At 73.7% G+C, this 13,173-nt stretch carries 12 protein-coding genes and 1 pseudogene; 7 read left to right on the forward strand and 6 right to left on the reverse strand.

The window, feature by feature from the left end:
- Positions 1–52 precede the first annotated feature (52 nt).
- A complete protein-coding gene (locus AVW11_RS14525) occupies positions 53–637 on the forward strand; it encodes a TetR/AcrR family transcriptional regulator (protein ID WP_076044176.1) in 585 nt (194 codons plus the stop codon).
- A gap of 21 nt (positions 638–658) precedes the next feature.
- Here the strand turns inward: AVW11_RS14525 and AVW11_RS14530 are convergent, their stop codons facing one another.
- Both AVW11_RS14530 and AVW11_RS14540 read right to left on the reverse strand, forming a co-directional pair.
- Complete coding sequence (locus AVW11_RS14530) at positions 659–1,543, reverse strand: polysaccharide deacetylase family protein (protein ID WP_076044177.1); 885 nt, start codon at positions 1,541–1,543, stop codon at positions 659–661.
- 474 nt (positions 1,544–2,017) lie between these two features.
- Positions 2,018–3,679 (reverse strand): PucR family transcriptional regulator, encoded by a 1,662-nt coding sequence (locus AVW11_RS14540; protein WP_076044179.1) that lies wholly within the window; start codon positions 3,677–3,679, stop codon positions 2,018–2,020.
- Positions 3,680–3,783: 104 nt separating this feature from the next.
- Here AVW11_RS14540 and lysA point away from each other — a divergent pair, with 104 nt between their 5' ends.
- Positions 3,784–5,118 carry a diaminopimelate decarboxylase gene (gene lysA, locus AVW11_RS14545; protein ID WP_076044180.1) on the forward strand — a complete coding sequence of 445 codons (1,335 nt, stop codon included), beginning with the start codon at positions 3,784–3,786 and terminating at the stop codon, positions 5,116–5,118.
- 187 nt (positions 5,119–5,305) lie between these two features.
- Positions 5,306–6,562: an ornithine--oxo-acid transaminase gene (rocD, locus tag AVW11_RS14550; protein WP_060181085.1), complete on the forward strand. Its 1,257-nt coding sequence runs from the start codon at positions 5,306–5,308 to the stop codon at positions 6,560–6,562.
- Between the two features lie 200 nt (positions 6,563–6,762).
- On the opposite strand, the gene AVW11_RS14555 is transcribed toward rocD, so the two are convergent.
- On the reverse strand, positions 6,763–7,332 hold the full coding sequence (locus AVW11_RS14555; protein WP_060181084.1) for a helix-turn-helix domain-containing protein: 570 nt from the start codon (positions 7,330–7,332) through the stop codon (positions 6,763–6,765).
- A 128-nt stretch (positions 7,333–7,460) separates the two neighbouring features.
- Here AVW11_RS14555 and AVW11_RS14560 point away from each other — a divergent pair, with 128 nt between their 5' ends.
- From AVW11_RS14560 to AVW11_RS14575, 4 genes are all read left to right on the forward strand, one after another.
- Positions 7,461–8,240 carry an ABC transporter permease gene (locus AVW11_RS14560; protein WP_060181083.1) on the forward strand — a complete coding sequence of 260 codons (780 nt, stop codon included), beginning with the start codon at positions 7,461–7,463 and terminating at the stop codon, positions 8,238–8,240.
- Entirely contained in the window at positions 8,237–8,953 is a 717-nt protein-coding gene (locus tag AVW11_RS14565; RefSeq protein WP_030855357.1) for an ABC transporter ATP-binding protein, read from the forward strand. The genes AVW11_RS14560 and AVW11_RS14565 overlap by 4 nt, the downstream gene beginning before the upstream one ends.
- 49 nt (positions 8,954–9,002) lie before the next feature.
- Positions 9,003–10,010, forward strand: a complete 1,008-nt coding sequence (locus AVW11_RS14570; protein ID WP_076044181.1) for an ABC transporter substrate-binding protein — start codon at positions 9,003–9,005, stop codon at positions 10,008–10,010.
- An 83-nt stretch (positions 10,011–10,093) separates the two neighbouring features.
- The gene (locus AVW11_RS14575) at positions 10,094–11,215 is read left to right on the forward strand and encodes an aryl-sulfate sulfotransferase (RefSeq protein WP_076044182.1); all 1,122 of its coding nucleotides are present in this window, start codon (positions 10,094–10,096) and stop codon (positions 11,213–11,215) included.
- A gap of 111 nt (positions 11,216–11,326) precedes the next feature.
- On the opposite strand, the gene AVW11_RS14580 is transcribed toward AVW11_RS14575, so the two are convergent.
- The 3 genes and pseudogenes from AVW11_RS14580 to AVW11_RS14585 all read right to left on the reverse strand — a co-directional run.
- Positions 11,327–12,241, reverse strand: a complete 915-nt coding sequence (locus AVW11_RS14580) for a glutathione S-transferase C-terminal domain-containing protein (protein ID WP_079250626.1) — start codon at positions 12,239–12,241, stop codon at positions 11,327–11,329.
- A 111-nt stretch (positions 12,242–12,352) separates the two neighbouring features.
- Entirely contained in the window at positions 12,353–12,526 is a 174-nt protein-coding gene (locus AVW11_RS37400) for a hypothetical protein (protein ID WP_158076136.1), read from the reverse strand.
- Positions 12,527–12,723: 197 nt separating this feature from the next.
- Positions 12,724–13,173: pseudogene (locus AVW11_RS14585) on the reverse strand (ABC transporter permease); the annotation flags it as partial.

Below are 13,173 nucleotides of genomic sequence, written 5' to 3' on the forward strand. Positions count from 1 at the left end.
GTGTTCCGTTGTGGTCAAGTGAGTTTCATTGCGGGCGCGCTACCGTACGCCCATGGAGCATGACCACATCGCGACGGCACCCACCGAGACCGCCACCCGGGCCCGCACGCGGCGCGCGATCCTCGACGCCGCCGTCACCGTCCTGTCGGCCAACCACGGGGCGTCCCTCGCGGACGTCGCCGAGGCCGCCGGCGTCGGCCGCACCACCGTCCACCGCTACTTCGCCGAACGCTCGGACCTGGTGGCCGCGCTCGGAGCGGACGTACGGGAGCGGCTGCAGGAGGCGACCGTGCGGGCACGGGTGGACGAGGGGCCGGCACCGAAGGCGCTGGAGCGGCTCTGCCTGGAGTACTTCGAGCTGGGCGACCGGCTCATGCTGCTGTTCGACGTTCCGCAGTTCCTGAGCTGGGCGGGCTTCGAGGAGGAGACCGACTCCGACCGCGTCCTGGTCCGCCTCATCGAGCGCGGCCAGGCCGAGGGCACGGTGGACGCCGAGGCGGACGCCGAGTGGCTGCAGAACGTGCTGTGGTCCCTGCTGTACGCGGCCTGGATGCAGGCACGCGACTACGGCACGCCCCGCCACACGGCCCTGACGTCGTGCCTGCACACCGTGCGGAAGGCCATGGCGGCCTCCTGAACGAGCGGGCGTGCGCCGACGCTACGGGGTCGTGCGGGCCGGGAACGCGAAGTGGTAGCCCTGTGCGGTGAGCCAGGGCAGGTACTGCCCCAGCGCCGCCACGGTCTCGCTGCGGTCGCCGCCACCGTCGTGGAAGAGGACGGTCGGCTGCTGGGGGAGCTTGTCCTCAAGGGCGGAGATGATCGACGGCAGGCCCGGACGGCTCCAGTCCTTCGGGTCCACGCTCCAGCCCAGCGGCCGCATCCCGCTCGCCGCGGCGATCGCCCGGCTGTCAGGGGTGAAGGCACCGCCCGGTGCGCGGTAGTAGCCGACCGGAACCCCGGGAGCGGCCTTCTCGATCATGGCCTTGCCCTCGAGGATCTGCTGCTTCTGGTAGGCGACGGGCTTGTGGTCCATGGTCACGTCGTGGTCGACGGAGTGGTTGCACAGGAGGTGCCCGTCGGCCGCGACCGCGCGCACGAGCTCCGGGTATTTCTGCGCCTTGGTACCGATCATGCAGAACGTTGCCTTGACATGGTTCTTCCGCAGCACGTCCAGGACCTGGGGCGTCCAGCGGGGGTCGGGTCCGTCGTCGATGGTGATCGCGACGGTCCGGCCCGGGCCCTGCGCCAGCCGGGAGATCGTCGGCGGTATCCCCGCGGCGCTGCGTGCGGATCCCGTGCTCCCGGCCGACGCGGCGGAACCGGAGGCCTCCCCCGCCGCGGGCTTGTCCGCCGGGGCGGCCGCGGGCTTCTTCGCCGCGTCTGCCGCGGGCTTGTCCGCAGCGTCTGCGGCGGGCTTGTCCGCCGAGCCGTCCGCCGCGGCGAGGGCCGGGCTACCGGAAACGGCCAGGATGCCGAGGACGACAGCCGTGGCGGCGGATCCCGCACGGCGGACGCGGCGAGCGGAACTGCTGGTGATGCCCATGGACGCGCTCTTCCTTTGCGCTCGGCCCCCCGATCTCGCGTTGCCGATCCAGGCTAGGTCATCCGCCCGGGGGCCCCACTCGGCCGATCGGCCGGTCCGGAGCCCCGTACAGCGGGCCCCGACGGGGCCTTTCGGGCTCGGGGCGTTCCGTCACGTGTGAGGAGTCTCACCGGCGGTCGGGGCCCGCCGTGACACGTCGGCGCCGGCCGATCGCCGTGTGCACCAGCCGGCCGCCCGCCGGGCCGTCCACGTGCCGGAACAGGTCCGGCGCGTTGTAAGGAGGCACGGTGTACAGCGCGTCCCCGCCGCACTCGGCCACCGTCGGGGGCGTCGGGACCGGACCGCCACCGGATCCGGGTACGAGGGCCCCGGGCCGATCCTGCCGGATCCGGTCCACCCGCGGGGCCGCGCCCTGCCGTCCGGTACCCCTCCCGCCTGGAGCGGGCCGAGCTCACCGGCCCCCGCGGCCGGAGGTCACGGCAGCCGTGGCCCCGGAGGCGCAGGCCGGGCCGACCGCCTGAGTTCCAGCCAGACGGCCAGCCGGACATCGGGATCGTCGAGGTCGAGGGCGAACAACTCCCGTGCACGCCGCAGGCGGTGCCTCAGCGTGTTCGGGTGCACCCGCAGCAGGCTCGCAGCCGTGGCGATGTCGCCCAGCTCGTCCAGCCAGGCCGCGATCGAGGCCCCGTAGGCGGTGCCGTGTTCGGCGTCGTGGGCGGCCAACTCGTCGATGCCCGAAAGGCGCAGCCACGGGTCGCGCTCCAGCTCGTCCCCGAGCCGGTCGAGCAGGATCCGGTGGCGGACCTGCTCGACCGTCGCCGCCGCAGCCCCGGCCGGAGCGTCCACCGTGGCCCGCAGAACCGCCTCGGCCTCCCTGCGCAGGGAGGCCGAGGCGCCCGCGTCCCGGCACGGCCGGCTCAGCGCGGCCCGCATGCCCGCCGAGACCGAACGCCGCAGCGCCGCCAGCGCGGCCTCGGCGAACCGCCCCCCGTCCGCGTCCTGCGCCGCGTACGGGAGCAGCACGAAGACGATCCCGCCGGTTGTGGCGACGGTGACGTCGGGGCGGTGCGCCGCGGCCTGCCGGGCGAGTTCGGACTCCGCGTGCTCCAGGACGGTCGCCAGCGCGGCGGCCGCGACCGGGAACGCCTCACCGCCCGCCGCCGTCCCGGGCGGCGCGAAGGCCAGCAGCCGGAACGGCACCCCGGGCCGGATCCCGAGGAGCGAGCAGGCCTCCTGCGGGGCCGGCCCCGCGTCCAGCAGCGTGAGGAACGTCTCCCGGCGCAGCCGCCGTTCGGCCTCGGGCAGGTTCAAAAGCCGCAGCAGGTGCGGTGCGACGAGGCGCGCGGTCTCCGCGAGCGCGGCCATGCCCTCCTCGCAGATGCCGTCCTCCGGTTCGATCACCCACAACGTGCCCAACGGCAGCGTGCCGGCCCGCACCGCGACGGCGGCCCGCGGCAGTTCCGCACCGATCGCCGGGAACCGCACCACCGTCTGCGAGGACAGCACCCGCTGGTACTGCCGCCGTTGCTCGGGCAGCTCCGGCAGGTCCTCTATACGGCGCTGCAGGATGCCCCGTTCGCGGGGCGCGTCGATCCGGACCCCCGGGACGCTCGAATAGGCGATGACACGCCGGGCCAGGTCCTCCACCACGGCCGCGCCGCCGACCACCGCGGCCAGATGGTCCGCCAGGGCGTACAACTCGCCGCCCATGGGGACGGCCCCGGGCACGGTCGCCGTGCCGGCACCGGTGAGCGCGCAGCTCAGTACGGCGTCGATGTTCCGCCACGGGAGGTCGTCCTCGGCGGCCAGCACGGCGACCCCGTGCCGTTCGGCCTCGCCGAGGAACGGCGCCGCCGCCTGCCCCCGCCGCTTGACCACGACGACGGTGCAGCCGCGGGCGGCCGCCTGCCCCGGCAGCGCCAGGGCACGGGGATCGGACGGATCGACGCCGACCAGCAGCAGGAGCCCGCCGGGAGACTCCGCGATCCGGTCCCCGGCGTCGTAGATGACCGTGCCCCGCACGGGCACCCCCAGACCGGCCGGGGCGGTGAGCAGACGGATGCCCGCGGGACCGGCACCGTCCAGCACCCCGCCGAGGGTGGCCGAATCGTCCAAGGCGATGGTGAGATCGGACAATGCACAACTCGTTTCGTAGGCCGATCGGCAGCGGCGCATCCGCCGAAGCGTTGCCAGGATAGCCACAGGAGACCACCCGCCGAACCGAACGGAAACGCGTTCCCATGCTCATCGACCGACCTGCGGCCACCACCGGGGACGACCTGCTGGACCTCTTCCCGGAAGGCTCCCACCTGGACGGACGCGGCCACCTCCGGGTCGGCGGATGCAGCCTCGCCGAAGTCGCCGAACGCTTCGGGACCCCGGCCCTCGTCGTCGACGAGACGGCCTTGCGCAACCGGGCGCGGGACTACCGAGACGCCCTCGGCCGCCATTGGCCGAACAGCCAAACGGTCTTCGCCTCGAAGTCCTTCCCCTGCACCGAAGTGGTCCGCACGCTGGTGGAGGAAGGCCTCGGCGTCGATGTCGCCGGAGGCGGCGAACTCGTCACCGCACTGGCCGCCGGAGCCGACCCCGAGCACATCGTCATGCACGGCAACGCCAAGACCGACGAAGAGCTCGCCATGGCCGTCGCCGCGGGCGTGGGCACCGTCGTGATCGACAACCTGCGCGACCTGGAACGCCTGGAGAAGCTCGTCACGGACGGCCGGCAGGCCGTGCTGCTGCGCGTCATCCCGGAGGTCGACGCCGACACCCACGCCGCCATGATGACCGGGCACCGCGGCTCCAAGTTCGGCCTCACGGCCGACCAGGCCGCCGAAGCCGCCGCCCGCGTGCGGCGCAGCCCCCGCCTGCGCCTCGACGGCCTGCACGTGCACGTCGGATCGCAGCTCATGGAGACAGCCCCCTTCCGCCGCGCCGTGGAAGCCGTCGCCGCACTGCCCGGTCTCGGCCGCCACCCGGTGTACGACCTCGGCGGCGGGCTGGGCGTCCGCTACACGTACACCGACCGGCCCCCCACCATCGAGGAGTACGTGAAGGCCCTCACCGACGCCGCCCGGGACCACCTGCCCGGCGACGCCCGGCTGATCGTCGAACCGGGGCGCTCGCTGGTCGGCCCGACCGCCGTGACCCTCTACCGCGTGGTCACCGTCAAGCCGGGCGGGCACCGGCCGCTCGTCGCGGTCGACGGGGGCATGGCCGACAACCTCGAACCGATGCTGTACGGCCAGCGGTTCGAGGCGACCTTGGTGGACCGGGTCGGCGGGGGAGAGGCATGCGACCTGGTCGGCCGCCACTGCGAGTCGGGCGACACGCTCATCCGCGACGTCCCGCTGAGCTCCCCGCGCGCCGGCGACATCGTCGCCGTCCCCGCGACCGGCGCCTACTGCCACTCGCTCGCGAACAACTACAACGGCGCGCGCAGGCCCCCGGTCGTCTTCTGCCGGGACGGGGAGGCGTGGGAGGCGGTCCGCCGGGAAACCTACGCGGACATGCTGCGCCGCGACACGCGCGCCGGCCACCCCCGCGCCCTGCCCTTCCTCCTGGCCGACGCCTGACCGCGCCCGCGCAACCCGCCACCGCGCCACACCCGCGCCGTGCCACGGCAACGCGCCACCGCGCCGTGCCCAGCACCACCGCAACCCGGCCCGCGCACCCGCGCCGTGCCACCGCCACCCGCCACCGCGCCGCGCCGACGCACCCCGCACCCGATCCCCGTCACCGTCCTCCCGACCCGGAGCCGCCATGTCCACCACAGCCCACGCGCCCGGCACGCCCTCCGCACCCGACGCCTCCGCGACCGACCTGGCCGTGCACGCCGCCGAAGCGCGCAGCGCGCACAACTACCGCCCCCTCCCCGTCGTCATCGCCTCCGCCGAGGGAGCCTGGACCACCGACATCGAGGGCAGGCGCAGCCTCGACCTGCTCGCCGGGTACTCGGCCCTCAACTTCGGCCACCGCAACCCCCGGCTGATCGCCGCCGCCAAGGCCCAGCTCGACCGGCTCACCCTCACCTCCCGCGCCTTCCACCACGACCGGTTCGCCGACTTCTGCGCCGGCCTGGCGGACCTGTGCGGGATGGAGACCGTCCTGCCGATGAACACCGGCGCCGAAGCCGTCGAGACAGCCGTCAAGGTCGCCCGCAAATGGGGCTACCGGATCAAGGGCGTGCCCCCCGGCCGTGCGCGGATCGTCGTCGCCGCCGGCAATTTCCACGGCCGCACCACCACGGTCGTCTCCTTCTCCACCGACCCCGATGCCCGGGCCGACTTCGGCCCCTTCACCCCGGGCTTCGACACCGTGCCCTTCGGCGACGCCGCCGCGCTGGAGGCCGCCCTCACCGACGAGACCGTCGCCGTCCTGATCGAACCCGTCCAGGGCGAGGCCGGCGTGCTGGTGCCGCCGCCCGGTTACCTCGCCCGCGTCCGAGAGCTCACCGCCGGACGCGGCGTCCTCTTCATCGCCGACGAGATCCAGTCCGGACTGGCCCGCACCGGCCGGACCTTCGCCTGCGACCACGAAGACGTCACCCCCGACATGTACCTGCTCGGCAAGGCACTCGGCGGAGGACTCGTCCCCGTCTCCGCCGTGGTGTCCTCCCGGGCCGTGCTCGGCGTACTGCGCCCTGGCCAGCACGGCTCCACCTTCGGCGGCAATCCCCTGGCCTGCGCCGTCGCGCTCGAAGTCATCGCCATGCTGCGCACGGGTGAGTTCCAGCAGCGGTCCGCGGAGCTCGGAGCGCACCTGCACGCACGGCTGCACGAGATGACCGGTGCGGGCCTGATCGAAGGCAGCCGCGGCCGGGGACTGTGGGCGGGCGTGGACGTCCCGCCCCGCCACGGCAGCGGCAGCGCGGTCGCGCGCCGCCTGCTGGAGCGCGGAGTCCTGGTGAAGGACACCCACGGCACGACGATCCGACTGGCCCCGCCCCTGGTCATCGACCGGAGCGACCTGGACTGGGGCCTCGACCGCCTGACGGAGGTCCTCACCCGGTCGGCCTGACCCCCGCTCAGGCGCCCGCAGCCGGTGGCGCAGGGCCGGTCCCCGTGATGGCGCGATGGCGCCGATCAAGAACTCCCCACTCACCTCCGCCCGCGCACACGACCCGAGCGCCGGGGCCGGCGTTCGCGTGCGCCGACCCCTCGGGGGCGGGGCCGCGAGGTCGGGCGTCGGCGGCGACGACGCGCGCCGCCGCCGCGGCCTCAGGCGTTCGCGATCACCAGGAGGGTGCGGGCGGGGGCCGGGCCCGACAAGCGGCAGCGGTGGGGGACTTCGCCGCGGTGGTGGGCGCTCTGGCCCGCCCGCAGGGTCAGCGGCTCCTCGCCCTCGACCTCCAGGACCACCTCGCCCTCCAGCACGTAGAGGAAGTCCTCGCCCGGGTGCTCGAACCAGCCGCGCTCACCCTGGCCGGGCTCGAAGTGGTGCTCGTACGCCTCCATCAGCGCGCTGCGCCCGCCGGGGATGAGCACCTGCGCGACCTGCCCCGCGGACTCCTCCACCCGGATCACCTGTGGGTCGCTCTCGTGGCTGACCGCACCCGGTCGCGCGGGCGGCCGCAGGAAGGCGCCCGGGCTCATGTCCAGGGCCTCCGCGATCCGGTAGATCGAGCTGAGGCTGGGCGTGGTGAGGCCGCGTTCGAGCTGGCTGAGGAACGGCTGGGAGAGGCCTGAGCGGGCGGCGAGGACGGCCATGGAGACGCCGCTTCGCTTGCGGCAGCTCCGGATCACCCGTCCGACCTCGATCGCCTCGGGCGTGGGTTCGGGTCGAGACACGCTGGTGAACGTACCTCATCTGCGATCAAGGGCCGGAAGCCCCGGAGAGGTTTCGCACTGCTGCAACACTCCCGTCATAAGCGTGGTCAATTATTGACCTCACTTATCGACGACCGAGGAGCCGCTCCGTGCACGCCACCCCTTCACCGCCCGGCCGGGCCCTCGGCCGACTGGGCCCGGCCCTGGGCGCGGCAGCCGCCGTGCTCGCGCTCTGGTACCTGCTCGCCCGGTCCGGCGTGGTGGCCCCGGCGCTCCTTCCCACCCCCGCCGAAACCCTGGCCGCGCTCGCGGACAGTGCCCGCAGCGGCATCCTGACCGCCGATCTCGGCGCCAGCCTGACCCGCGCCGGACAGGGCTTCGCACTGGGCGCCCTCATCGGCAGCGCCCTCGGCTTCGCCACCGGCTACCTGCCGAAGCTCTCCGCCGCCGTCACCCCCGTCGTCTCCTTCCTGCGCCCGATACCGGCCATCGCCCTGGTGCCGCTCGCGACCGCCTGGTTCGGCATCGGGGAAACCGCCAAGCGCCTCCTCATCGCCTACGCCGTCCTGCTCGCCGTATGGCTGTACGTCCACGACGGCGTGTCCCGCGTCCCGGTCTCCCACCTGCGGGCCGCCCGGACGCTCGGCGCCCCGCTGCGCCGCCGGTTCGTCGAGGTACTGCTGCCCGCCGCCGCACCCGCCGTACTCGCGGCACTGCGCTACGGGGCCTCGGTGGCCCTGCTCGCCCTGGTGGCCGCCGAACTGGGCGGAGCGGACAGCGGTCTGGCGTACCGGCTCCAGGTGGACGGCCAGTTCCTGCGCGTGGACCGGATGTTCGCCGGGCTGCTCGTGCTCGGGCTGCTCGGCGTGGCCGTGGACCTCGTACTGGCCGCGATCGGCCGCCGCTTCGTCCACTGGAGCACCTCATGAGCCTGGCCGTACGACTGGAAGGGCTGTCCGTACGCTACGCAGCCGCCCCCGTCCTGGAGCAGACCGACCTGGAACTGCCCGCAGGGTCGTTCACCGCCCTGCTCGGTCCGAGCGGATGTGGCAAGTCGACGGTCCTCGGCGCCGTGGCCGGCTTCGTGACGCCCGCCACGGGTCGGGTGACGGCGGGCTCCCGGCCCGTGCGCGGACCCGGACCGGACCGGGGCGTGGTCTTCCAGCACTACGCGCTCTTCCCCTGGCGCACCGCACGCGGCAACGTCGAGTTCGCGCTCAAACGGCTCGGGCTGCCGCGCGCGGAACGCCGCCGGCGCGCCCTGGAGGCCCTCGCCGAGGTCGGGCTGGCGGACGGCACCGACAAGTACCCGGCGCAACTGTCGGGCGGCATGCAGCAACGCGTCGCCCTGGCCCGCGCCCTGGCCGCCGAGCCCGAGGTGCTCCTGATGGACGAGCCGTTCGGGGCACTGGACACCCTGACCCGCACCCGCATGCAGCGCCTGCTGCGGGAGCTGTGGCAACGCCGCGGCACCACCGTCCTGTTCGTCACCCACGACATCGACGAGGCCCTGGCCCTCGCCCAGCGGGTCGTCGTCCTCGGCGGCGCCCCCGGCAGGGTGCTCGCCGACCACACCGTCCCCGACGGACCTCCGGACCCGGACCTGCGCTCGCTCATCGCACGCCACCTCGGCTCCGACTGAACCCCTACCCCACCCCCCGTTTCCATCCGCTTCACGGAAGGCCCTTTCGATGCCCAGACCCCGCGCAGCCGCCGCCCTGCTCATGGCGGCCCTGCTCACCACGCTCGCCTCGGCCTGCGCCGACGGCTCCGACCCCGCGAACGGCAACGGGAGGAGCGGCCGCCCGGCCGTCTCCGTCGTCGGCAGCGACCTCCTCGGCGGCGCACCCGTCCACGTCGCCCAGGAACACGGACTGTGGTCCGCCGAAGGCATCGACGTCACCGTCACCACCCAGCCCACCGGCCGTGACGCCCTCAACGCCGTCCTCGGCGGACAGGCGCAGCTCGGCGTCGTCGGAGACCTGCCCGCCGTGACGGCGGCGCTCGGCGGACGAGACCTGCGGATCGTCGCCGACCTGTCCCGCTTCTCCGACTGGCGCCTCCTCACCCGGACCGACCGGGCCGTCACCGGCTTCGCCTCCCTCAAGGGTCGCAAGGTCGGAGTGCCGCAGGGCACGAACGTCGAGTACGCCCTCTCGCGGATGCTCGCCTCCGCACAGCTGACGGCCGCCGACGTGACCGTCGTCAACCTCGCCCCGAACCAGGTCACTTCGGCGCTCGCCCGAGGCGACATCGACGCCGGCGTCACTTTCCCCAGCTTCTACGAGGCCGCCCGCACCGCGCTCGGCGAGCGCTACGCCGAGCTTCCCTTCACCGGATACACCGCACGAACCCTGCTCGTCGCGGGCCCGAGGACGAGCGACGAGGCCACCGCCGCCGTACTGCGCACCGTCCTGCGCGCCCAGCGCGAGATCGGAGCGGACCCGGCCCGCGCACGGCAGGCCGTCGTGGCCCAGTCCAAGGGCGCGCTCCAGACCGCCTACGTCGAGGCCTACCAGACCCGCTACACCTACGGCGCGACCCTCTCACCCGAGCTGCTGACCCAGCTGGAGGAGGAAGCCGCCTGGGCCAAGGCCGCCCAAGGCCTGCCCGGCGCCGCCGACCGCGCAGCACTCCAGCGGTACCTGCACCCGGAGCCCCTGACGTCCGTCGACCGGGCCGCCGTCACGGTCCGCTGAACCACACCCCGCACAACCGCACCACACCCACCCCCACCCCACGCACCCACCCACCGCACCCCGCCACGAGGAGACACCTCCCCATGACCGTCGACCAGAACACCCTGCGCCGCCGCGGCGTCGGCCTGATCGCCCACGACCCCGAGCGCAGCCACGGCGGCTACACCCTGTACACCCCGATCACCAGCGCCGGCGAGATCCACCTCGTCGACATCGAGGGACGGACCGCGCACACCTGGAACTCCCCGCACCCGCCCGGCCGCCAGGCGCAGCTCCTCCCGAACGGCAACCTCTTCTACGCCGCCAAGGACACCGACAGCCCGACCCTCTTCCCCATCTGGGACGTCTACCACGGCGGCATCTTCCAGGAACTGGCCCCGGACTCCACGGTCGTCCGCGAAGTCCGCCACCCCTTCCACCACCACGACGCCTCACTGCTGCGCAACGGCAACCTCGTCATCACCGTCGTCGAACCCCTCGCCCCGGCCGACGCGGCCCGCATCCGAGGCGGCATCCCCGGCTCCGAAGCCCCGGGCGGGGTCATCTACGGCGACGTCGTGTACGAACTGACCTGGGACGGCGAGGAAGTGTGGCGCTGGGCCGCCATCGACCACCTCGACCCGGAGGACTTCCCGCTCAACCCGCACTTCGCCCGCGAGCACTGGCCCATGGCCAACACCGTGAACGAGAGCGCCGACGGCTCCATCGTCCTGGGCTTCCGCAGCGCCTCCTCCGCCGTGGCCGTCGACCGCGCGGACGGGCACGTCCTCTGGCACATCGGCCCCGACGTCCTGGCGCAGCAGCACCATCCGCACGAGCTGGCGAGCGGCAACATCCTCGTCTTCGACAACGGCACCTACCGCGACACCACCTCCGTCCCCTACTCGCGGGTCCTGGAGCTGGACCCGTGCACCGGCAAGGAGGTGTGGTCCTACCAGGACAACCCGCCGCAGAACTTCTACAGCCCGTACATGTCCAGCGCCCAACGCCTGCCCAACGGCAACACCTTCATCGCCGAGGGCTCCTTCGGGCGGCTCTTCGAAGTCACACCCGAAGGCCAGGTGGTGTGGGAGTTCGTGGTTCCGCAGTTCCGCTCGTTCGGCGACGGCGTGGGCCTGGAGTCGTCGGCGGGCGCCCAGAACTCCGTCTTCCGCGCCCACCGCTACTCCGCCGACCAGATCCCCTGGCTGGACACGACGGCCTGACCCCCAGGGCGGCCCGCCGGCCGCCGGGCCCGACGACGGCGCCGCCCTGCACCACGGCCGCCAGGGGTCCCCGGCCCCCGGCGGCCGTCCGCCGCGCCGGGGGCCGCCTCCTCAGCTCCCGAGCGTCTTCACGGCCGCGCCGGTATCCGGACCGGCGCCGGCGCCGGCCTCCGTGTCCGTGCGCGGTGAGGGTCGCGGCCAGTCCACGATCCGCACGGCCGCACCGGCAGCCTCCCGGCCCCGGCAGTGGGCGTGGTGGCGGCGTGCGATGCCGTCCAGGTCGAGGTGCGGCCCGAAAGCGGGATGGGCCGCCAGCCGTCGCGCGTACGACCACAGACGGGGGTGGTCGGTGATCCGGTACACGGTCGCCGCGTCAAGGTGCCAGCGGTGGACCGTGTCCAACTGCACCAGAGTCACCCACAACTGCACGTCGGCGGCGGTGAGATGCTCGCCCAGCAGGTGGTCGGAGGAGGCCAGCCGCCGCTCCAGCACACCCAGCCCGCGCAACAGCGCGGCGAGCGCGGCGTCGCGGCCGGCGGCGTCGGCACCGTACTGGCCGGCCCGCTGTGCCGCGACGTCGATGCCTTGCTCGCAGAGTCGGCCGACCTCCTCGATGCGCGCGTCGGCGCCGTCCGGGTACAGGCGCGGACCGGAGGCCCCGAACCGCCGCGTCAGGTCCTGCACGATGTCGGGCGCATGGGTGCTGACGATCCGCCCGGTCCAGTCGTCGCTGAGGACGGGCGCCAGTGCCGGCCCGGGGTACAGGTGGGAACTGGCCTCGTACAGCGGGCGCAGGGCCGGGTACCCGTTGCCGTCGGACGCGTCGGGAACGGCGGGCAGCAACGTCACCGGGAGGACGTCGTGCAGGCCCAGGAGGCTGTGCGTGACGGCGATCCGCAGACAGCTCGGACAGGACGGCGTCAGGTGGAGCCGGTAGCGGTGTGCGACGGCGGGGAAGCCGCTGCGCGCGTCACGGCCGATCCTGCTCTGGAAGGACGGAACGGCTTTCGGGTACGTGGCGGACATGCGTCTCCCTGGGATGGCTCGGGCACGGGCATACGCGACGACGGACCGCAGCCGCCCCGCCGCGGCCGGCAGCAGGTGGGTGACTGCGCGGTGGGTGTGTACGCGACGGGGTCAGGAGCGGTGGGCGGGCACGGGGCCGCCGTGGTGCAGGGGACTCGCCGCACTGCACACGCGAAGCAGGTCGATGTGGCGGCGGGAGGTCAGCAGCGGCCGAGGCAGGGAGACGGCGGCGGCAGCGGCGGCACGCACGCCGTCCGTCCCGCGGCCCAGCCCTGAACGCCCCATGATTTCCTACCAGTTCACCAGGATTCGCCGAACTGGAGTCTCGATCCGCGTCCGGGCCCTGTCAAGAGGGCCTGCTGCCTTCCGCGGCCACGCGGAAGCCGATGGTGCCGGTGGAGCTGCCGGGTGTGTCGGGTGTGCCGGAGCCGCGGGCCGCGAGAGCTGCGTCAGCTCTTGACCAGGAGGCCGCGGCTGCGCAGGACGTACCNNACGGCCGGCGGCACCCACGCCACCGACGGCAGGGACTGCAGGCCGGCCAGGATGGGGCCGATCGCGGCGCGCACGAACGTCACCCGGGCGACGAGCAGGCCGAGCGGGGTGCCGATGGCCAGGGCCAGCAGGAAGCCCAGCAGACCGCGGGAGACGGAGGTCCAGATGACCTCCAGCAGGGTCCCCTTGATCCACATGTCGGACAGGCTGTCCCACACCGCGGTCAGCGGGGGCAGCTTGTTCTCCTCGGTGACCCCCGCGGAGACGAGGAGCTGCCAGACGGCGAGTACGAGGGCGACGGCGAGGACCGGCGGTAGGGCCTTCTTGACGAGGACCTCGCGGACCGGTGTGCGGCGGACGTCGACGGCGTCCAGGGCGTCGAGTCCGGCCTCCAACCCTGCGAGGTCGTCCGTTGTCGCCTTCGTTTCAGTGCTGGCCAT

Origin of the sequence: Streptomyces amritsarensis, assembly GCF_001953875.1 — a bacterium.
GTDB lineage: Bacteria > Actinomycetota > Actinomycetes > Streptomycetales > Streptomycetaceae > Streptomyces > Streptomyces amritsarensis.